This is a genomic window from Chryseomicrobium aureum (genome assembly GCF_016909155.1).
In the GTDB taxonomy this organism is placed as follows: domain Bacteria; phylum Bacillota; class Bacilli; order Bacillales_A; family Planococcaceae; genus Chryseomicrobium; species Chryseomicrobium aureum.
In genome coordinates this window covers 84,675-105,852 of the sequence record NZ_JAFBFG010000005.1, presented here as the reverse complement: position 1 = coordinate 105,852, position 21,178 = coordinate 84,675, and the positions used below count along the sequence as shown (strand labels likewise).

Below are 21,178 nucleotides of genomic sequence, written 5' to 3'. Positions count from 1 at the left end.
ACGAACAAAAAACCATGAGCGATTTCGCTCATGGCATGCTACTCTTTTAAAAATTTTTGAAGCAAAATTTTATGACGGTTGTTATCATCGATTGAAGTACTTACAATATCGAAACCATTCTTTATATTAAGTAATAACATACTTCTCCATTTATTCATCGTCTTAGTTTGTACAACCTTATATCCCTTTTTCTTTAAATAGATATGCTGCTTATTCATAAGTTGTTGAGCGAGCCCTTTATTTCTATGCTTAGGATTCACTCCGCCAACCCAGCTATAAAAAGTCTGATCATCAAATGGATATCCTATTTTATAGGCAATAACATCCTCATCTAATACCACTATTTGAATAACTACTTGTTTTAACTCTGCTAGTTTTTTAAGCATATTTTCCCCATCTCCAAAAATTGCTTCATGGAGAGTAACTATTCCTTTTAGATACCTCTTGTGTGGAAGCTTTTCAAATAAATGATAGTGATACATCACTTCTCCTCCTGCGTTCGTTATCCGCCAACTGCTTTAAAATTGCGTAAAAACTTAAAGTACGGTAACACAATTCCACAAACTGAAACTATACATATCACTATACCTATCAAAAGATAGAGCGGACGAATGCCCCAGAGTTCACTTAGCAAACCTCCAACCACAATACCTGCAAGCATAAAGGTTCGTATAAGCAATAAACGAACAGATGCTACTTTTCCTAGCATAGAATTTGAAATAGATTTTTGGAATAAAGTTAGATTTTGAATACTAAACACAGCCATCGCCACTCCTCCAACTACTTCTGTCAGAATTGCAAGAGGTAGCCAATCAATAAAATAGAGTGCTATGAAGGTAAGGCCCCCAATGAAAAGAGAGCCTATCATCAAACCTAACCCCTTCATTTTAATCTTCGGCACTAAAACAGCACCCAAAATATAACCAACAGGGAAACCAGCCATAAAGTATCCATAGTCTGCGTACGAACCATTCAGCTCCGTTGTAATGTATGGAAGTGTGGTAATGAGTGTGACACCCACCCCAAATTGTACAAACCCTAAGAAAACACCTAGCCAGAGAAGGACAGGATTTTGAAAGAACATCCGGTACCCTACTTTCATCTCCGACCACCAAGAAGCTCGTATCGCGCCTACTTGTTTTCGCTCTTCTACCAGTAATAATAATAAACCACTAGAGAGAAGTAAACCACTCACGAAATATAAAGTAACTTGGACACTCGTGAATTCGATCACTACGCCCGCAAGCACTGGAGCTAGGAAAGACATTAGTCTGGCAGTCCCATCTAAATAGGCATTTGCCTGATGTAGTTCCCCTTCTTTAACCAAAGTTGGAGTAATCGCTTGATTTGCTGGTACATAAAGAGGCGTAATCAAACCAATTACAAGCTGAACTGCATAGACGTGCAAAACTTCTAGTTCATTTATATACAATAAGAAGAGTGGTACAAGAAATACAGTTCCACGAACAAGTTGGCTAAAAATCATAATTCTCTTGCGACTCCATCGATCGATGAAAGGACCGATTACAAATTGTAAAAGTAGTGACGGGACATAATACAAGATCCACATACTTCCTAGTGCCAGTCCCGAACCAGTCAATTGAAAGACAAGAATTGAATTACAAAAGGTGCCGAATGCCCCGCCGAGTTCAGAAGCAGCATTGCCGGACCAGACAGAGAGAAATGAGCGGTTTTTGAAGAGTGAGGATTTAGTTGTCATCTCTCAAGAAACCTTATCAGTTCTGACTGTAAGACATTTAATGCATCTTGTTTAATGCGATACGTTGAGGCATTCACCTCCACAAGCCGTGCAGATCGAAGAATTTTCAAGTGATGGTGAATAGTGGATTTCCCGACATCTAATCGTTCCGTCAATTCCTGCAATGTCTGTTCCTTTTCTACAAGCATTTTTACCAACTTGAGTCGAACTTCATCTCCCAGTGCTTTGTAGCGGAGGACCAAAAACTGATCTGGGGTGAAACGGTCTTCTGGAGTAATACTCTCATTTGCGACAGGATAATAAAAAACTTTCGTGTCTTCTAAATCAGCCACTATATTCCATGGTCGATAACTGATTTGTGGAATCAGCAGGACATGATGGACACTTGGTTCAGGACTATACTCAATCCCTCCAGTTACCCAACGAACGAATTCCTCAGGGTGAAGGTTTGCTAAAATATTCTTCTTATCTTCATAATCGCGATTTAAAACAGATGAGATTTTTGCATAATTATGCCGTATAACCTCTTCGTTCCATAGAGCCATCACTGCACATAGATGTTCTTTCAACTCCTGTATTTCAACTGTACAAATGTAGTGAATGTAATCCGGAAAGAATGGGTTATCCTTAGTCTCTTCTTGAAGATCTCTTTGTGCTTCTATATCTCCTATAGCAGCATTAGTGCGAATCTGCTGAAACTCTCCTCCAATAAAAGGTATACAACTAAACCTAATTTCCATCTCTGATAATTCTTCTATGTATGTTTGAAATTCTTCATGGTTCTCAAATGGTTTTTTGTGAAGCAGTTGCAGGATTGCTTTCCACGTATTGTGCTTTTCTACATAATCCAATTGAGCTTGTAACTCGGTCGAAAATATTTCCGTATTCCAATAGATTGAGGATTCATCCAGTGTCTCTAGTAATCGGGGATTTGTAATTGCAGCAATAGCCAGTGCATTCTCCCATAACATAGAATGCTCAAGCTGGACTTGATACGTTTGGCGTTTACGACTTGTTGTATGAAGGATTTCCAAAAACCACTCCTTGAATGTTGTATAGTAACTTTATCATAAATTCTATTTATTTAGAATTAATAATTCTATAAATATAGAATGACTTTAACAACTTGTCTTTTAACAAACAAAAACCATGAGCGATTTCGCTCATGGCACTCTAGTCTTTTACTCGGTCTAACTGAATCATTTACTTAAACGTCTGCACCACAGTTCCTTTACCCTCAGCCACGTGCACTACTGCATGCGCCCCGTTGATCAATGTCATCTGAGGAGGAACATGCCCACAATCGATATCGTAGACCACTGGTACTTGCAATTCTTGAGCTAGTTCCTGATACACATCTCCCACAGTATAGTTCTCAACAGGTCCATTTGCAGGACTTCTTCCAAACAAAACTCCCGATGTATTATCAAACCAACCTGCAAGCTTCATTTGTACCAATGCACGCCGAAGATCCGTCGTTTCCATATCGCAATTCTCAAAATACCAAATGATTGGCTCATCATTCAAAAATTTATCTCGGAAATTAGCAACGTCTCCAAATGGAGTTCCGACGATATTGCGAATAATATCGATACAGCCGCCCAATAAGCGCCCTTTAATATGAACGGCTTCGTCTGAAGTCGTCTTCCACTTAGTTGACTCAGTTAAGTCATAAATACAAGGCGTTGGATTGGCATGATCCCACTTCAACTGATAGTTCTCAGACGAATGTTGCTCCACCGTCTCTCCTTGCCTTGTCATCAATACTTTCTTCCACATAGCTGTCGTTTCATCTGAATACTCTCCTCGTAAATCAACAAGATTCACTCCATGTGCAGTCGCAATACCTGTTTTCAAAGTTATCGCAAACAACAAGAGACTCGTGTCCGAATATCCAAGAACCCATTTTGCAGGCAGGGCATCAAAATCAATGTGCTCAAGAATCTCAATGAGTAGCTCGCCGCCCCATGGCGGTAAAATCATATCAATCTCAGGATTTTGCATCATCGACGTGAATTCCGCAGCACGCTCTCTAGCAGGTGCAGATTTTGCTTTGTCTTGCGTCCAAGCCGTGTCTCCCGTTACAAGCACGTGCCCTTCTCTCTCAAAACGTTCTTTTGCGGAATTGATCAGATGGTGAAGCTCTTTTTCAACTCCAGATGATGGCGAAGTCACACCGATTGTGGCGTGATCGACTAAATTTGGATACTTGATCACTCGAATTCCTCCTTCAATGTCTTGCGATAATGAAAGTAACTTCTTACAACTTTAAAGAGCAGCAGTATCCAAAAAGCAGTTACTATCTGCAGCACCACATGTAAAAATGTGAGCGACCCATCTCCATCACTTGGAAGTGTAAAAATCTCTGGTGATAGTCCAAACAGCAAAATCGTCTTTCATGCTAAATCCCCCTTATACCGCTCTTTGTTGGCATGGAGTTCATCCAATCGGTCGAACTCCAATTGCAAAATCTGCTTGCCGATATCCGTCACTTCATAAATCGTCTTGCGTTTTTCATCCGCATATACTGTAATCATGTCGTCATCCTGCATCTTTGTCAGCGTCCCGTAAATCGTTCCGGACCCGAGCTTAAGACGCCCAGAAGTCATCTCTTCTACTTGTTTGATGATCCCGTAACCATGCCGAGGTTCTGTCAAAGCAAGCAAGATATAAAATGCTGACTCTGTCATAGGTAAGTATCGTTTCACCCGTTTATCCATTTTATTGCCTACCTTCACTATGTCGTAGCTCGACTATATCACGACGCGACATAATGAGGCAACCTTTTTTTGTAAATAGAAAAAAGCCCACAAATAATTTGTGGACTCTCGCTCATTACTTCACAACCAAAACTGGCGCCTTTACACGTTTCACAACTTTATGACTCACACTACCTAATACCATTTCTTGTAGGGAGTTTAGGCCTCTACTACCGATTATGACCAAATCAACATTTTGGCTATTTGCATAGTCGACAAGTGTTGGACCAGGATCACCATGTAAGACTTTCACCTCATACACTATCTTTTCACGTTGCAATAATTCTTCAATCACACGCACCTTTTGGCGTCTCTCATAATCAAGGGACTCTCGACTTTCTGCGTGCAAAACATCTTGCTTCGCTTTTGCAAAGTCAGCTACCACTACCACTTCGATTAATTCTGCCCCTTGCCTAGCCATCAGTAATGCATGTTGCGCAGCACGAACAGAATTCTCCGAGCCATCAGCTGCTAAAACAATATGTTTATACATATGCGACATCTCCTTTGATTAATGTGTCGACAACTTAGCACTCGCTTGGTCATAAATCGCAAGTTTCTCTACTATCTTCCGACTTGAAGCATTTAATCCTTTTAACACAACTTCATTTTGATTCTGACGAAGCTTCATCACTACTTTATCGATTGCACCAACTGCTGAATCGTCCCATACATGGGATTCCGTGAAATCGATGTAGATAGTTCTTTCGCGTTCCGTCAAATCAATCCCTGCTACAAAATCTTCAACAGATGCAAAAAACAACTGGCCTCGAACTGAATAGTGAATGTCTTCTCCTGATAATGCTTTCTCAACTTGTAACTTCGAGATCTTCGCCACGAAAAAGATGGCACTTAAGAGTACCCCTGCGAAAACACCTTTTGATAAATCATGTGTAATCACGACAATCCCTACTGTCGCAACCATAACAATCGCATCTGTACGTGGTGCTTTTTTCAGATATGTGAAGGAACCCCAATCAAATGTACCAATCGATACCATAATCATGATTCCAACAAGCACGGGCATAGGAATCTGCACGACAAGATCTCCTACTACGATAATCAAGAACATCAAAAGTGCTCCAGCAACAAATGTCGAAAGCCGGCCGCGCCCTCCACTTTTTACGTTTATAACGGATTGGCCGATCATAGCACAGCCCGCCATACCCCCAAAGAAACCTGTCACGAAGTTGGCAATTCCTTGTCCACGGGACTCTTTATTTTTATCGCTTCCCGTATCTGTCATAACATCAACAATTTGAGCAGTTAATAGAGACTCTAACAATCCAACTATTGAAAGTGCGAGTGCATACGGAAAAATGATTTGAAGTGTCTCAAATGTATATGGAACGTCTGGAATAAAGAAGCTCGGAAGTGTTTGAGAAATGTTTCCAAGATCCCCAACTGTTCGAAGCTCGATACCAGAGAAAATCACCAGTGCAGTCAAAGCCACAATAGCAATCAGCGGTGCGGGAATCGCTGTAAAGAAGCGCGGCAAGATGTATACGATTGCTAAAGTAATAGCCACAAATACGTATGTCATTGTGCTAATCCCTAAAAAGTGTGGCACTTGTGCCATAAATATTAAGATGGCTAATGCATTCACAAATCCAATCATCACCGCACGTGGGACAAAACGCATCACCTTCGCCACTTTAAAGACACCAAATAGAATCTGTATGATACCTGTTAAAATCGTCGCTGCTAATAAATAATCTAATCCATAGTCGCGAACTAGTGGTACCATCAATAGCGCCATTGCACCAGTCGCAGCTGAAATCATTCCCGATCTGCCCCCGACAAATGCGATAATCACTGCTATACTAAAAGATGCGTAAAGCCCAACCATCGGGTCAACGCCTGCAATAATTGAGAACGCTATTGCTTCTGGAATGAGGGCCAACGCCACGACGATTCCAGCTAATATATCGGCTCGGACATTTCCGAACCATTCTTGTTTAAGTTTCGCTATCACGTACTACACCTCTTCATGTTTCAAATGATTGAATTAGTGTAGCATTTCGAGTTCCAAAAAGGAACCCTTTTGAACCAATTGATTTCCTCTCTGAAAGGATGACTCCTATGAAATACGGCTATATTCGTTCACTTCCCGGTGAAAAAGACACTTCTCAACAAGTAGCTCTACTTTCAACTATCCAAATTGACCAGCTCTTCACAGAAGAATCGTATCGTCTAAACGATCAACTCGCAGAGATGATCGACCTTTTAGAAGAAGGAGATCAGGTCTATACAAGCTCGTTGACAACATTCGCACAATCTCTAAACCAATTGCGTGCATTACTTGAAACGTTTACAAAGAAAAAAGTGTCTCTTCACTTTGTAACGGAAAGTATCCAAATCGACCGACCGCTTATCCACTCATTCAGCGATATCGTTCACTTGATTGCTCTCTTCCAAACAGAATCTACCAGCCTCATGACAAAGGCTGCGATGGAAGAAGCAAAAGAGCGAGGAGTTGCCACGGGTCGGCCACGAAAAAAAGACGCCAATGTGAACCGAGCAATTGAACTTTACACAAGTGGTGAGTACACACTTAAGCAAATCAAAGAAATGACCAATATCAGTAAATCTACACTGTACCGTTATTTGAATGAAGACTATTAAAAAAAGAGAGGCCGCGGCCTCTCTTTTCCTTATCCTTCTAAAACAGTTTCAGCGATATTGACAGAGTGATCTCCGATTCGCTCCAAGTTGCTGACGATATCGGTAAATACAATTCCCGCTGCACCCGTGCAAGCACCTTCATTTACACGCACGATATGATTCTTGCGCAACACGCGTTCCATACGGTCGATCTCATTCTCTTTCTCAACGACACCACGGGCCTCTTCTTTACTATGAATCTCAATCGAGCGGATTGACTGGCGGAATGTTGTACGCACCAATTCAAACATCTCTTCGATTTCAGCATCTGCTGTCTCTGTAAAGTCGAGTTTTTTCGACTTTTTATAGTCTGTTAATTCCATGATATTTTCCATATGATCTCCGATTCGTTCGATATCTCGAATCGTATTAAGTAGCACCTGATGAAGCTCCGAATCCTGCTTTGAAAGCGGCTGAGACGAGAGTTTGATTAAATAATCTGAGATAGTTTGGTCCAAGTTGTTAATCGCTAATTCATATTGAACGATGTAATCCCGATGAGACGTTTTCTTCGTTTTAAAGTATGCAATCGTCTCTTCAAGTCCTTGTTCTGCAAGCTCCGCCATACGAAGCACTTCTTTCTGTGCTTGCCCAACAGCAACTGATGGGGATTGCGCAATAAACTTCTCATCCAAATGCTCTACTTTATGACTGACCACTTTCTGTTCACCTGGTATTGCTTTGACAACTATCCAAGCAAGCACCGCTACAAACGGAAGTTGAATCAAAGCGTTTGAGATGTTGAATATACCGTGTGCAAAGGCAATTGTCATTTCAGGGTTTAGATCTAATCGACCTTGCAAGAACTGCACAAGTGCTGTGAATGGACTCAATAAGATCAATACAATGACCGTTCCGATGACATTAAAGATAACATGGACAAGAGCGGCACGTTTTGCTGTAATCGATGCGCCAAGTGCTGCTAATACTGCTGTAATCGTCGTCCCGATATTATCTCCAAACAAGACGGGTAGTGCTGCATCGAGCGTCATTGCTCCTTGTGCAAACAACGTCTGGAGTAATCCAATAGCTGCTGACGAACTTTGAATCGTCATTGTAAAGATAGTCCCAATTAACACACCTAATAATGGATTGTCACTCATAGATATCGTTAGGTCTTGGAAAATCTGTGCATCGCGAAGTGGATACAAGCCATCACTCATGAAGTTCAATCCTAAGAATAAGGCACCAAATCCTAAAATAGCACGGCCTACATTTCGAATCTTTTCAGACTTCAAGAAGAAGATCATAAAGCTTCCGAGCGCTACAATCGGAAGCGCGTATTCCGAGATATTGATTCCGATAATAAATGCTGTTGCCGTCGTTCCGATGTTCGCTCCAATGATGACACCAATCGCTTGACGGAGCGTCATAAATCCGGCGTTAACAAGTCCAATTGTCAAAACAGTCGTACCGGTACTTGTTTGAAGTAAAATCGTCACAAAAATACCAGCGAGCATACCTTTTATCGGGTTTGTAGTAAACCGGTCCAACATATTGCGAAGACCATCACCAGCTATTTTTTGTAGATTGTCTCCTAGAAACTTAATTCCAAAAAGAAAAATCCCCAAACCACCTAGAAAATAAAAAATCACTTCTTGCGTACTCATTGTCGCCTCCTAAAAATAAGTAAAAACTTATATTTACAACAAATGGAAAGCCGAGAGAACTCTCTCTCGGCTACTGTTTAGTTTCCTGTTTTCGCAAATTCTTCAATGCGCTCGCCAATCGCGTCACGCACATCTTGGAAAACGGCCCATACTTCTTCGTCCGTCCCTGTCGCTTTCGCAGGATCTGGGAATCCCCAGTGCTCACGGCGAACAGATGGTGGAGTCATCGGGCACTTATCTGCTGCGTCCCCGCATAGTGTAACAGCAATTGTAGCACGGTTCAACAATTCTGGGACAATGATATCAGAAGTATGTGTCGAAATGTCGACGCCCACCTCTTCCATTGCTTTGATTGCCTTAGGATTCACACCATGTGCTTCTATTCCTGCGCTGTATACTTCCCATTCACTGCTATCTAAATACTTCTTTGCCCAACCGTCGGCCATTTGGCTGCGGCATGAATTTCCTGTACATAAAAAGTAAATGATTTTCTTTTCCATCTTGAACACTCCTCTTAGTAGATGATTAGTAACCAAATATAAAGTCCAACTAATGTTATGAATAGCGTTGGAATCGTTAGAATGATTCCGACTTTAAAGTAAGTACCCCAAGAGATTTTCACACCTTTTAAACTCAATACATGCAACCACAATAAAGTTGCGAGTGAACCAATCGGAGTAATTTTTGGACCTAAATCCGAACCAATCACATTTGCGTAGATCAATGCTTCGCGCACAATTCCAGTTGTGTTCGTGTCTGCGATCGCAAGTGCATTAATCATTACAGTTGGCATGTTGTTCATAACAGACGATAAAATCGCAGCGATGAAGCCCATTCCGATTGTTGCTGCAAATAATCCTTGATCAGCCGTCCACTGAATGACATCTGTTAATACCGATGTAAGTCCTGCATTTCGAAGTCCGTAAACGACAACGTACATACCAATTGAGAAGAACACGATAGCCCATGGTGCACCTTTCACAACTGCTTTCGTATGAACCGCAGGGCTTCGGCGCGCTAGAATTAAAAAGACAATTGCTACAGAACCTGCAATGAATGATACCGGAATGTGTAAAGGCTCACTTGCGAAATAGCCGACCAGTAAAACTGCTAGTACTACCCATGAGATACGGAACATTCGGTTGTCTTTAATTGCTTCGACCGGTTTTTTAAGATCTGACATATTGTAGTTCTTTGGCAAATCTTTTCGGAAGAACAAGTACAGTACGAGAATACTCGCACCTAATGAGAAAAAGTTCGGAACAATCATGCGGCTTGCGTATTCAATAAAACCGATGCCAAAGAAATCTGCTGATACAATGTTTACCAAGTTACTGATGACGAGTGGTAGTGATGTCGTATCTGCAATAAATCCACTTGCCATAATAAATGGAAAAATCATCTTTTCTTCAAATTTCAAATTTCGCACCATCGCAAGAACAATTGGGGTCAAAATAAGCGCTGCCCCATCATTCGCAAATAACGCTGCAACAACGGCACCAAGAAGAATTACATAAATGAACATACGCAGACCATTTCCGCCTGCAATGCGGGCCATATGTAACGCTGCCCATTCAAAGAATCCGATTTCATCTAGAATGAGTGAAATCAAAATTAATGCAACAAACGTAAGTGTTGCATTCCATACAATAGAAGTTACGTCTTGAACGTCGCCAAAATCGACAACTCCTACCAGCAGAGCAAGGACGGCGCCAGCAGTAGCTGACCATCCAATTGACAGCCCTTTCGGCTGCCAGATAACAAAAATGAGCGTCACGATAAAAATGACGGCTGCAGCAATGGCTAAAAACACAAAAAGACTCCTTTCTAATTACAGCTAACGCGTAACCCTTTTTTCGTCAGTTCATCGAGGCGATCATCTTGACTCGTCACTGCATCCAAGACAGTTTGCAACATTTCTGCATGTGGATAGCTTGGATTCAATGAATAGAAGATCCAGTGACCGTTTCGCTTCTCGTGAACAAGTCCCCCATCTTTCAACTTTTTCAAGTGCTGACTAATTGCAGGCTGGCTAATGTCGAACATCTCGACAAATTCACATACACAACACTGATTTGTCTGCATGACTTTTAGCATCGTGAGGCGTGTCGGATCACTGATCAGTTTTAAGAGCTGGGACATATGGTCAATCGATAAATGATGATGAATTGTTTGCATAAGAAAAACCTCCATCTGACGACATTATATAATCGTTCAGTTATATTAGTCAACACTTATTTGAATAGTGATTGATTCCCTATCATAATGCTCTTATTATATGAAATTATCAAGTCCCAAATTTACGTTTTATATATATAAGAAGGAAATATGACAAAATGCGTCACTATTCTATAAAAAAGTCGCCCACTGTGGAGTAGTGAGCGACCTTTTGTTTAGTTCTTTACTTTACGTAATTTTTCTAATACCACTTGCACATCGTACCCTACTTGGAAATCGTAGAGCTCGGCTGGTTGGCCGTCTACCGCTGCTACAAATGCATCTAGAAGTTCATCTGCACGAACGTTGTCTTCAAGTGGATATGATGTCATGTCTTCACCGATTTTCCCCACTGTGAGATTGGAATAGTTCGAGAGTTTTACAGTCCCTTCTGTGCCGTACGCAGATAACTCGATGTCTTGGCTATATGCGCCGGCTGTTCCCGCAATTCCGTTAAAGTAGATTTTTGTGCCAGAAGCAAGCTGCATCGTCGCGACAATCCCTGTTTCGGATAGAGTGGGATCTTCGGGAAGTTCTAAATCGGACGTAACCTCTGTGATAGGTCCAAATGTACGCAAAATCTGCTGAACGAGGTGACCTGCAACTTCAAAGACAAATCCACCTTGCTCACGTGTGCTGATCCAACTATTTTGCTGACGAGGGCGCGGCCAATTCGGAAATTCCATGCGAAGCTCTACGCGGCGTAATTTCCCTACGTAGTTTTCATGCATCAATTTTTCAAATTGACGTGTCCCCTCTTCATAATTCAGTGGGAAGTTCATCGCATTCACGACGCCTTTTTGTTGCGCGAGTTTCAATAGGTCCGCTGCTTCCTCTACAGAATTGGCAAGCGGCTTTTCACATAAAATATGTAATCCTTTTTGAAGTACAGCAGTTGCTATTTCATGATGCCACTTTGGAGGAACTGCCACATACACGATATCGAGTTCTTCAGTGTCTAACAGCTCTTGATGCGAAGTATAGGCTGTTGTTTGGAATTTTTCTGCTAAAAATTGAACGCGTTCTTTATTTACATCACATATACCGTTTATTTGTAAACGAGGATGATTCATAAAACTGTTCATCATACGCTCTGCCATCATCCCAGTTCCGATGACACCAATTTTCAGTTGCTTTGTCATAGAGAATCGTCTCCCGTTTCTATAGTTTCTTCACAAATTCAGATTTTAATTTCATTGCTCCAAAGCCATCAATTTTACAGTCGATGTTGTGATCCCCTTCAACCAATCGAATCGATTTGACCTTGGTACCTTGCTTTAAAGTAGACGAGCTTCCTTTTACTTTCAGATCTTTGATGACCGTCACAGCGTCTCCATCTGTTAACAAATTTCCGTTCGCGTCTTTTGCGATGATGGATGTTTCAGTATTCTCAGTCGTTTGAGTAGCTGACCATTCATGCGCACATTCTGGGCAGACAAGTAAATCCCCATCTTCGTATGTATAGGGTGATTGGCACTGGGGACAGGCAGGAAGTTGCGTTGTCATGATGTGTAGACTCCTTTTTATTTCGTTTTCCTAAGTGTAGCACACCGAGTCGCGGCCGGGGAGATGTCAATGTCCGCATAAACAGTTTCAATGTCCGCTAACACGGATTCAATGTCCGACACTCTGGCTCAATGTCCGCTAACATGGATTCAATGTCCGCATAACCCATTTCAATGTCTGCGTAACCCCCCACCCACAAAAAAAGAGCCGCAAAAGCGGCCCAATTCGTCTTTTATGCTTGTAAAGCTTGCTCTAAATCTTCTAAAAGGTCCTCAACGTCTTCAATTCCGACACTGATGCGAACTAGACCGTCGACAATTCCAAGTTCCGCGCGACGTTCTGCTGGAATCGACGCGTGGGTCATGCGAGCTGGAACAGAAATCAAACTCTCTACTGCGCCAAGGCTCTCTGCTAACGTGAAATAGAGGAGTTTTGCTAACACTTCATCTGCTTTTTCAGCAGAGCCGACATCAAACGAAATCATGCCGCCAAAACCACGTGATTGTCCGGCCATCGTCTCGCGGCCCGGATGAGCTGCTAAGCCAGGATAATAGACTTTGCCTACTTTTTCGTGCGCATCAAGGTACTCTGCGATTTTTTGAGCGCTCGTGATGTGTTCTTCCATACGTAGACCTAGTGTCTTGATTCCGCGAATCAATAACCAAGAATCTTGTGGCCCCAAAATAGCACCAACCGAGTTTTGTACGAAATGCATATCTTGTGCAAGCTCTGGTGTATTTACAACGACTAATCCTGCGACGACATCACTGTGACCGCCGAGATACTTTGTCGCGCTATGCAATACAATGTCTGCTCCAAGTTCGAGCGGCTTCTGCAAGTAAGGTGTCATAAATGTATTGTCGACAATCGTCACTAAATCTTTTGATTTCGCAAGTTCTGTCAACGCACGCACATCAGAAACTTTCAATAACGGATTCGTCGGTGTCTCGATGAATAAAGCTTTTGTATTCGGCTTGATGGCTGCTTCCACGTCTTCCAAAGAAGATGTATCCACAAAGGTTACATCTAAACCAAAACGGTTCAACACTTTCGTCAACACGCGGTAAGTCCCACCGTACACATCATCTGTTGCCACGATATGATCACCTGAGGAGAACAACATCATCACCGATGTGATGGCTGCCATCCCTGAACCAAATGCAAATCCTGCGTGTCCGCTCTCTAAATCTTTGATTAACTCTTCTAAAGCATGGCGCGTCGGGTTGCCTGTTCGTGAATACTCATAGCCATTGAACTTGCCAACTGCTTCTTGCTTATACGTGCTCACTTGATAAATTGGTGTGGAAACCGCTCCAGTCGTAGCGTCTCCTACGATTCCTGCATGGATCAACTTCGTTTTTTCACGCATGTGAATCCTCCTCTTTCCATAGTTCGTATACATCCTTGCTTAAATACCTCTCACTCGAATCGGCAAACACGGTCGCAATCACACTGCCTTCGGGAAGTGTTTCAGCTTCTTTCAAAGCGGCAGCAAACGCAGCTCCTGCTGAAGATCCCACAAGCAATCCTTCTTGCTTTGCCAGTTCACGCATCCAGTAGAATGCTTCCTTGTCCGTGATGGTATGAATGCCTTCCATATACTCTTCTTTCATGAAAGGTGGCAAAAATTCCATGCCAATACCTTCTGTGTCATGGGGACCACTTTCTCCGCCGTTCAATATGGAACCCTCTGGCTCTACAATCACCGTGCGAATCGTCGAATCTTGCTGCTTCAAGTAAGTGGCAACGCCCATAAACGTTCCACCTGACCCACCACCAGCAACGAACGCGTCGATTTTACCATCAAGTGCCTCATAAATTTCTGGCCCCATTGTATCGATATACGCTGCTGGGTTTGCTGGATTTTCGAACTGTCCTGGCACAAAACTCCCTGGAATTTCTGACGCTAGCGCATGTGCTTTGGCAATCGCGCCTTTCATTCCTTCTGAAGTCGGTGTGTTTACAAGTTCGGCTCCAAGTGCCTTCATCAATTTTTGCTTTTCAATGCTGAATTTTTCAGGAACGACACAGATGACACGAAATCCTCTTCCGATTGCCGCAAGTGCCAACCCAATCCCTGTGTTTCCTGCTGTCGGTTCGATAACCGTTCCACCAGGTGCTAACTTTCCACGTTGTTCCGCATCACGCAATAAGGCAATGCCAAGACGGTCCTTGACACTGCCTCCCGGATTCATATATTCCAGCTTTGCCACGATGCGACAGTTGTTGGGAACGGCAATTTGTGAAATCTCAAAGAGCGGTGTATTCCCAATCAATTGGTGCACGTGTGTGTAAATCATGCCTCTTCGCCATCCTTAAAAACGATGTGCCATGTATCTTTTTTCGCTAACATGTCCCGTGCAATCTCTTGCGCGCCTTCTAATGAATGATTCGCTGCCCATCCGCACTGAACGACGTTGCATGCAGGTACTTCCGTTGCTTTCAACACATCTTCCAGTGTGTTCTCAAGAATCGTCAATACTTCATCATAGTTGTCATGGTTAATTACAGATAGGTAAAATCCTGTTTGGCATCCCATCGGACTCAAGTCGACCACTTTGTCTGTATGATTGCGGATGTTTTCTGCCATCAAATGCTCTAAAGAGTGAAGACCCTTCATTTCCATGAATTCTTCATTCGGCTGTTTGAAACGAATATCGTATTTCAGAACTGTATCGCCTGCTTGACCTGACTTTGTCCCCGCAAGACGCACGTAAGGCGCATCGACTTTCGTGTGATCTAAATTAAAGCTTTCTACATTCATTTGTTTCATTGTGTAGTTCCTCCTTTAGTGGCATCCATGAGCCAAACGTAATCGTTCATCTGCGTGAACGTCACGCCAAAGCCCGCTTGTTCAAATAAGCTCGTGAGCACTGGAATCGTTGTGTAATACTCACGCTCCAAGTCTTCAGCAACAGCTACATAGCCTCGTGCCTTCTCTTTTAAAATCTGCGCTTGTTTTGCGTCTTCCGAAGAAAACACCGTGTCTGCAAAGACCACTTTTCCACCGACTGGCAGCAGTTCTGCATAGCGTTTAAGTGCTTCGCCTTTTTCAGCATCCGTTAAGTGATGAAACACGTAACTGCTGATGAAGCCGTCTACTTGGCCTTCGGGAGTCACAAATTCTAAAAGGTCTCCCTCTTGCGCTTCAAGTTGTGGAAAACGATTTTGAAAGAGTGCGCGCATCTTATCATGAGGTTCTACTGGTAGTACTTCGACACCCTTCTCTAAAACCCTTTTGGTTAAATTGCCTGTCCCAGGCCCAAATTCAATTACAGTGCCGTGTACACGCTGTGCAACAGCTTCTAAAATTTCTTCATATCGGAAAAATACATCCGCATACTGTGGATCTTGTCCACTCACACTCGCATCGTATTGGTCAGCCCATTCATCAAAAATGTGTAAAAATTCTTTCCCCACGTTCGTGCTCCCCATCCTAAACATAATTATTCCTAGTCGAATACTATGAATATTTATATCATATGTTGTTGAAATTTAAAAGTGAAACGTATGGAAAACAAAAAAACTCACGAACGGTGAAGTTCGTGAGTTCATATCAGGAGTAAAGTGCTCCATTGTAAATCTCGTCGCCAGCCTTGTCCGCAAGCTCTGGAATCCATAAACGAGCATAGTCCCCTTTTCCATCGTAATCAAGCCCCTGTTTCGTCACATTGAATTTACGACCGACGCGCGGGTCGTTTCCAACACCTGCGACATACATCCAATTGCCATAATTACTAGCAGTATCGTAATCAACGAGCCAAGATTCAAACCAAGCAGCGCCTAAACGCCAATCTAAATTTAGATCATGGACCAAATAACTCGCTGCGTTCTGACGACAGCGGTTGGACATAAAACCTGTAGCCTTCAGTTCGCGCATAGCAGCATCCACTAATGGAGCTCCGGTTCTTCCTTCTGCCCATTTCGCAAAGTCAAGAGGATCACGCCGCGTAGAGATTCGACGTCCGTTCAATCCTCGGCTACTGAAGATTTTCTCCTTGAACTTTCGGTGGACAAGTTTGAAGTAGTCTCGCCAAAGCAATTCAAACACGACCCAGTAAGTACTTTGGTTAGCGCTATATTCTCGTTCATACCTCTTGATATGCCAGTAGATCATTCGAGGTGATAAGCATCCAAGTGCTAAATAAGGTGATAGCTTTGTAGAGTCGTTCCATGCCATCAACCCGTTGCGTGTTTCTTTGTACGTATCAATCGCTCGTGTTCCAAACGTAAAGTCATGGAGTCTAGCGAGTCCTGCTTTGGTTCCACCCTTAAAGCCATCTGGAGGAGGCTGTACCCAATTTTCTTTAGAATGGTGATCGGGCTTTGTGAAATGTGCAATCGGTGGATATGCCGGATGCACCTGCAGCTGATTCTCGACCATCTTTCGAAATGGAGTAAAGGTTTTTGGTAACTCTTCCAGTGCGAACGGTAAGTCATCTGGATGGATCAAATGGTCACCAATGAACGATTCGATTTCAACGTCAGGAAGTGCTGCGCGAACTTGTTGTTCGGACTCTCGTTCCTCTGTACCTACGCTGTCATGGAAATACAACTTATTGACATGATGAAGTTTTGCATAGTTCTTCAACTCTACTCCACTTTCACCATGAAGTTCGTCCAAAGGAATTCCAGCTTCCTGCAATTGACTCTTTAAATCATCTAGACTTTCACGAATAAACTCAGCGCGAAACGAGCGCTGTTTTGGAAATCCATACTCATTTTTTTGTTGAAAGCGTGGTTCATGACAGTATACTGCACGAACTGGTTGTCTTGTGGACACTGCTTTCAGCAAAGGTTCATGATCTGATGTGCGCAGATCGGTACGAAACCATACAACCGTTGTAGACATGTCAATCCCTCGCTTTCAGTTAACGTTTTACAAACTTTATACAGTAATTATACAATAGAAAAATTAGAATGTCATTTATTAGTTGAAATCTTAAAATGAGGTGACGGCATGCACCAAATTGTTTGGTTAAAGCGTGATATACGACTACAAGATCACGCTCCTATTTATCATGCGTCTAAAGCTGGACCGACTTTACTTTTATATGTAGTAGGGCCTTCTGTCTGGAAACAATCTGACCTTTCTCTTCGGCATTTCCACTTTGTGTTGGAGTCGGTCTTCACCACCGCAGACCAAGCGATCAGAAGGAGAACAATTGCGTTTAGAATTCGATAGGGTTGAAGAAAGACCTGCAGAGTAAATTTACTCCCTTTGCAGGTCTTTTCGCATCACTCCCCTGCCTTTTCAATCACTTCGAACATCCAAGTTCCTCCAATCTTAAGAATTTCTTCAGAAAGTCAGTACCTTTTTCCTAAGAAATGCTTCGTATACTGAAACTATATCAGAAAGGACGTGTCTACATGATTACGATTCAAGACTTGAATCATACATTCAAAATCGGAAAAAAAGGCCAAGAAAAGAGTGTTCCAGTTCTTAAAGATGTCAATTTAGAAATAAACAAAGGCGAAGTCGTCGCCATTTTAGGAAAAAGTGGCTCAGGGAAATCTACGCTATTGAATTTGATTGCTGGTTTTATGACCCCAGAGTCAGGTTCTATTCAAGTGACCGGTGAAGAACTGGTCGGTAAAACAGAAGCTGAAAAAGCGAAGTTCCGCTTGCAAAATTATGGGTTCATTTTTCAAAGCTTTCAATTGATGCCTGGACTCACGGCATTCGAAAACATCGAACTTCCTCTAAAACTTCAGGGCGTGGCAAAGCAACAGCGATTAATACGGGTGAAAGAACTGCTGCAGCAAGTTGGATTGACAGAAGTCAGTGACCATTATCCGAACGAACTTTCTGGAGGTCAGCAACAACGCGTCAGTATCGCCCGTGCACTAATTGGTCGTCCGTCTATCTTACTGGCCGATGAACCGACAGGGAGCTTGGATTCTGAAACTGAACAAGAAATTTTACAGCTTATCCAATTGCTGAATGCCCACTATGGCATCACATTTGTCATCATTACACACGATGAAGAAGTAGCTCGTTCTGCACATCGTCAGTACCGTATGCATGACGGCGCAATCCAGGAGGAATTGACCTATGTTAGCTAAAGATCAACGCGAGTTTATCTCGCAACATATGAAACGAAACAAACTTCGCGTCTTCATGACGATTTTAGCAGCGGCAATGGGCTGTGCATTTTTGATTATCATTGCGTCTGTCGGCTTCGGATTACATAAAACAATTCAAGACGAAGTGTTGTCGAGTCGCATCGTCACAGAAGTAGAACTATTTGGCAAAGAAAATGGAGGCACCGTTACTCCAGAAGAGCTTGCGGCGATTCAGAAGATGGAGAATGTCAAAACAGTTGTAGAGCGCATTAATGTTCCGGGTTCACCTGTTGTCAATTTAGATGGGAAAGAGGGCTATGGACAACTTGTTTATACAGATTTAGAAGCTGAACAAGCAGCCAACCTAGCCTTGTTTGATGGGGAGATGCCGAATGACTCCACAGAAGTTGTGGTCGGCTATCACTTTGCGGGTAACTTTTTAACAGATGAACAACATGAAGAGCTTGGAAATGCTGAAAATTATCTTGAAAAACAAGAAGAGCTTGCGAAACCGATTCGAGATGAACTAATTGGTAAGACGATTTCAATCGACATCACAGATTATGAGACGGAAGAAGTCGTTTCCACCCAGACCTATACGATTACTGGTATTGCCAAAAAGCCAAGAAAAGATTGGGCGTATGATGACAAAATCTATGCAGATACCTCAAAAAGCGCGGAAGTACTCACTGCGTTTGGTATTGAATCCCCAGATAAATCAATCACGGTTCATGCTACAGACTTTCAACATGTAGCGGACTTAACAGAATCGTTAAAAGGGGAAGGGTTCCTCGTCTACTCTGTTACAGAAGAACTAGGTCAAATGAATATGCTGTTTACAGTAATTCAGATTGGTTTAGTTATTGTGGGCACAGTTGCTGTACTCATTGCCTCTATCGGAATCTTTAATACCATGACAATGGCCGTTACAGAACGCACACGTGAAATTGGGATCATGAAAGCTATCGGTGCACAACCAAGGCTCATCCAGCGCCTCTTCCTTGTGGAAAGCACTGCAATTGGTTTGATTGGTACATGTATAGCAGTCGCTGTCTCATATGGGATGAGTTTACTAGTGAACATAATTGTTCCGATGATTGTATTTAGTTCTGTTGGAGAAGAAGCGCCAACCGACATGACCATCACGGTTTCTTATATTCCTTGGCAGCTCGTAGTGGTTGCTGCACTCATCAGTATTGGTGTTGCCGTATTGTCCGGCTGGCGTCCAGCACGTAATGCCACACAGATTGATGTTATTCAAGCACTAAAAGAATCCTGAAGATCTAAAAGAGCCGTTCTAGCTGGCGGCTCTTTCTAGCATTTCTAAACTGTCGATAATCTCTTGTTTTTCGAGGTGATGACCAATAACAATTAATGTTGTTGGAAAACGAATCTCTTGTTCTACATAATTTGCGACGCCATAAGCTACTTGAACAAGAGTCGGTCCGTTTTGATCTTCATATTGAACAAATCCTTTTACGCGTAACACAGAATCTGGTACATTCTTAAGCCACTCTTCAAAGGCCTTTCGCGATATCGAAGAAGAAAATGTATAAGCGAGTGACTTGATTCCCAACTCTTTTTTAACATGAAATGTATCCATCCTCTCCTCCACTACTGTCATACGACGGGGTGCTGGCATATGAAGAATCTCAGCGAATGAGGATTCGTAGTAACGTGCTGTCTGATTCAATGCTCTTAATTCTAGTGAAATTGCCTCCCGCTCTTCCTTGGATACAGTGTCAATCTTATTTAGGAGAAGCTCATCAGCATATCGGACTTGATCTTCGAGTAGATGACGAATAGGTCTTGGCAGCTTTTCTCGGTTCGCCCACCGCTCTGCATCCACTGCATGATACACTCCAACTAGATCAAGCTTTTGAACAATTAAGGGCGACATGCAGGCATCTATAATCTCCATCGGATGCGCAACGCCAGTTGATTCAATAAAAATCACATCAGGTTCATGCATCATGACCAAGTTGATTAGTTGAATCTCCACCTCATCTTTCAATGTACAGCAAATACATCCTTTCAATAGTTCTTGCAGTGGTACGTCATCACCAACAAGCGTCGTATCTACAGAATAGTCCCCTAACTCATTCATTAGGACTGCCGCTTTACTTCCTTTTTGCTTCTCCTCTTTCAAAAGTTTTGCTAACCAAGTTGACTTTCCACTTCCTAAGAAGCCCGTCAAAAGAATTAATCGTATTTTCTTGTGCATCTAATTCCTCCTCTTGCTGTTGCACATTTATGGGAACCATGATAAAGTCATTCTATACTTAAATCGTAATGATTACGTTTTAATGATAGGCTATTTTATTTTGAATGACAAACAGAAGCATTAGGAGGATACTAAAGATGGCTAAGAAATCAAAAGTAGCACGAGATAAAAAACAACGTGAGTTAGTGGAGCGTTATGCAGAGAAGCGCAAAGAGCTTAAGGAAAAAGGGGATTATGCCGCACTTGCGAAATTGCCACGCGACTCTTCCCCTACGCGTCTAAAGAATCGTTGTGAATTAACTGGAAGACCTCGTGGAGTCATGCGGAAATTCAAACTTTCTCGTATCGCATTCCGCGAACTTGCCCATAAAGGACAACTTCCAGGTGTCAAAAAAGCCAGCTGGTAGGTGAT

24 protein-coding genes are annotated in these 21,178 nt (G+C 42.5%); 5 read left to right on the top strand and 19 right to left on the bottom strand.

Annotated elements, in window-relative coordinates:
* Positions 1-38 precede the first annotated feature (38 nt).
* From JOD03_RS06105 to JOD03_RS06075, 7 genes are all read right to left on the bottom strand, one after another.
* Entirely contained in the window at positions 39-482 is a 444-nt protein-coding gene (locus tag JOD03_RS06105) for a GNAT family N-acetyltransferase (protein WP_204589958.1), read from the bottom strand.
* 20 nt (positions 483-502) lie between these two features.
* On the bottom strand, positions 503-1,720 hold the full coding sequence (locus tag JOD03_RS06100; protein ID WP_204589957.1) for an MFS transporter: 1,218 nt from the start codon (positions 1,718-1,720) through the stop codon (positions 503-505).
* Positions 1,717-2,754, bottom strand: coding sequence for an ArsR/SmtB family transcription factor (locus JOD03_RS06095; protein WP_204589956.1), 1,038 nt, complete (start codon positions 2,752-2,754; stop codon positions 1,717-1,719). Before JOD03_RS06095 ends, JOD03_RS06100 begins: the two co-directional genes overlap by 4 nt.
* 169 nt (positions 2,755-2,923) lie before the next feature.
* Positions 2,924-3,937 (bottom strand): LD-carboxypeptidase, encoded by a 1,014-nt coding sequence (locus JOD03_RS06090; RefSeq protein ID WP_204589955.1) that lies wholly within the window; start codon positions 3,935-3,937, stop codon positions 2,924-2,926.
* A 179-nt stretch (positions 3,938-4,116) separates the two neighbouring features.
* Positions 4,117-4,440: a PadR family transcriptional regulator gene (locus tag JOD03_RS06085; RefSeq protein WP_204589954.1), complete on the bottom strand. Its 324-nt coding sequence runs from the start codon at positions 4,438-4,440 to the stop codon at positions 4,117-4,119.
* 115 nt (positions 4,441-4,555) lie between these two features.
* Positions 4,556-4,972, bottom strand: coding sequence for a universal stress protein (locus tag JOD03_RS06080; protein ID WP_204589953.1), 417 nt, complete (start codon positions 4,970-4,972; stop codon positions 4,556-4,558).
* 18 nt (positions 4,973-4,990) lie between these two features.
* A complete protein-coding gene (locus JOD03_RS06075) occupies positions 4,991-6,454 on the bottom strand; it encodes a SulP family inorganic anion transporter (protein ID WP_204589952.1) in 1,464 nt (487 codons plus the stop codon).
* 107 nt (positions 6,455-6,561) lie between these two features.
* On the opposite strand from JOD03_RS06075, the gene JOD03_RS06070 reads away from it, so the two are divergent.
* Positions 6,562-7,104 carry a recombinase family protein gene (locus JOD03_RS06070; RefSeq protein WP_204589951.1) on the top strand — a complete coding sequence of 181 codons (543 nt, stop codon included), beginning with the start codon at positions 6,562-6,564 and terminating at the stop codon, positions 7,102-7,104.
* A 29-nt stretch (positions 7,105-7,133) separates the two neighbouring features.
* Here the strand turns inward: JOD03_RS06070 and JOD03_RS06065 are convergent, their stop codons facing one another.
* From JOD03_RS06065 to JOD03_RS06015, 11 genes are all read right to left on the bottom strand, one after another.
* Positions 7,134-8,753 carry a Na/Pi cotransporter family protein gene (locus JOD03_RS06065; RefSeq protein WP_204589950.1) on the bottom strand — a complete coding sequence of 540 codons (1,620 nt, stop codon included), beginning with the start codon at positions 8,751-8,753 and terminating at the stop codon, positions 7,134-7,136.
* Positions 8,754-8,830: 77 nt separating this feature from the next.
* On the bottom strand, positions 8,831-9,253 hold the full coding sequence (arsC, locus tag JOD03_RS06060) for an arsenate reductase (thioredoxin) (protein ID WP_204589949.1): 423 nt from the start codon (positions 9,251-9,253) through the stop codon (positions 8,831-8,833).
* Positions 9,254-9,267: 14 nt separating this feature from the next.
* Positions 9,268-10,566 (bottom strand): arsenite/antimonite efflux transporter, encoded by a 1,299-nt coding sequence (locus tag JOD03_RS06055; protein ID WP_204589948.1) that lies wholly within the window; start codon positions 10,564-10,566, stop codon positions 9,268-9,270.
* 14 nt (positions 10,567-10,580) lie between these two features.
* Positions 10,581-10,931 (bottom strand): ArsR/SmtB family transcription factor, encoded by a 351-nt coding sequence (locus JOD03_RS06050; protein ID WP_204589947.1) that lies wholly within the window; start codon positions 10,929-10,931, stop codon positions 10,581-10,583.
* A gap of 215 nt (positions 10,932-11,146) precedes the next feature.
* On the bottom strand, positions 11,147-12,112 hold the full coding sequence (locus tag JOD03_RS06045; protein ID WP_204589946.1) for a Gfo/Idh/MocA family protein: 966 nt from the start codon (positions 12,110-12,112) through the stop codon (positions 11,147-11,149).
* Between the two features lie 19 nt (positions 12,113-12,131).
* Positions 12,132-12,476 (bottom strand): zinc ribbon domain-containing protein YjdM, encoded by a 345-nt coding sequence (locus JOD03_RS06040; protein ID WP_204589945.1) that lies wholly within the window; start codon positions 12,474-12,476, stop codon positions 12,132-12,134.
* A gap of 232 nt (positions 12,477-12,708) precedes the next feature.
* On the bottom strand, positions 12,709-13,845 hold the full coding sequence (locus tag JOD03_RS06035; RefSeq protein WP_204589944.1) for a bifunctional cystathionine gamma-lyase/homocysteine desulfhydrase: 1,137 nt from the start codon (positions 13,843-13,845) through the stop codon (positions 12,709-12,711).
* Positions 13,838-14,776 (bottom strand): PLP-dependent cysteine synthase family protein, encoded by a 939-nt coding sequence (locus JOD03_RS06030; protein WP_204589943.1) that lies wholly within the window; start codon positions 14,774-14,776, stop codon positions 13,838-13,840. Before JOD03_RS06030 ends, JOD03_RS06035 begins: the two co-directional genes overlap by 8 nt.
* Positions 14,773-15,249: an S-ribosylhomocysteine lyase gene (locus JOD03_RS06025; RefSeq protein ID WP_204589942.1), complete on the bottom strand. Its 477-nt coding sequence runs from the start codon at positions 15,247-15,249 to the stop codon at positions 14,773-14,775. Before JOD03_RS06025 ends, JOD03_RS06030 begins: the two co-directional genes overlap by 4 nt.
* Positions 15,246-15,896: a methyltransferase domain-containing protein gene (locus JOD03_RS06020; protein WP_204589941.1), complete on the bottom strand. Its 651-nt coding sequence runs from the start codon at positions 15,894-15,896 to the stop codon at positions 15,246-15,248. Before JOD03_RS06020 ends, JOD03_RS06025 begins: the two co-directional genes overlap by 4 nt.
* 136 nt (positions 15,897-16,032) lie before the next feature.
* Positions 16,033-17,328, bottom strand: a complete 1,296-nt coding sequence (locus JOD03_RS06015) for a DASH family cryptochrome (protein ID WP_204589940.1) — start codon at positions 17,326-17,328, stop codon at positions 16,033-16,035.
* A 108-nt stretch (positions 17,329-17,436) separates the two neighbouring features.
* Between JOD03_RS06015 and JOD03_RS06010 the strand changes: the two genes are divergently transcribed.
* From JOD03_RS06010 to JOD03_RS06000, 3 genes are all read left to right on the top strand, one after another.
* The gene (locus JOD03_RS06010; protein WP_204589939.1) at positions 17,437-17,661 is read left to right on the top strand and encodes a deoxyribodipyrimidine photo-lyase; all 225 of its coding nucleotides are present in this window, start codon (positions 17,437-17,439) and stop codon (positions 17,659-17,661) included.
* A gap of 185 nt (positions 17,662-17,846) precedes the next feature.
* Positions 17,847-18,542, top strand: coding sequence for an ABC transporter ATP-binding protein (locus tag JOD03_RS06005; RefSeq protein ID WP_204589938.1), 696 nt, complete (start codon positions 17,847-17,849; stop codon positions 18,540-18,542).
* Positions 18,532-19,821 (top strand): ABC transporter permease, encoded by a 1,290-nt coding sequence (locus tag JOD03_RS06000; RefSeq protein ID WP_204589937.1) that lies wholly within the window; start codon positions 18,532-18,534, stop codon positions 19,819-19,821. Before JOD03_RS06005 ends, JOD03_RS06000 begins: the two co-directional genes overlap by 11 nt.
* A gap of 18 nt (positions 19,822-19,839) precedes the next feature.
* Here JOD03_RS06000 and JOD03_RS05995 read toward each other — a convergent pair whose 3' ends face one another.
* A complete protein-coding gene (locus JOD03_RS05995) occupies positions 19,840-20,766 on the bottom strand; it encodes a CobW family GTP-binding protein (protein ID WP_204589936.1) in 927 nt (308 codons plus the stop codon).
* A 137-nt stretch (positions 20,767-20,903) separates the two neighbouring features.
* Between JOD03_RS05995 and rpsN the strand changes: the two genes are divergently transcribed.
* Positions 20,904-21,173, top strand: a complete 270-nt coding sequence (gene rpsN / locus JOD03_RS05990) for a 30S ribosomal protein S14 (protein ID WP_204589935.1) — start codon at positions 20,904-20,906, stop codon at positions 21,171-21,173.
* Positions 21,174-21,178: the final 5 nt, after the last annotated feature.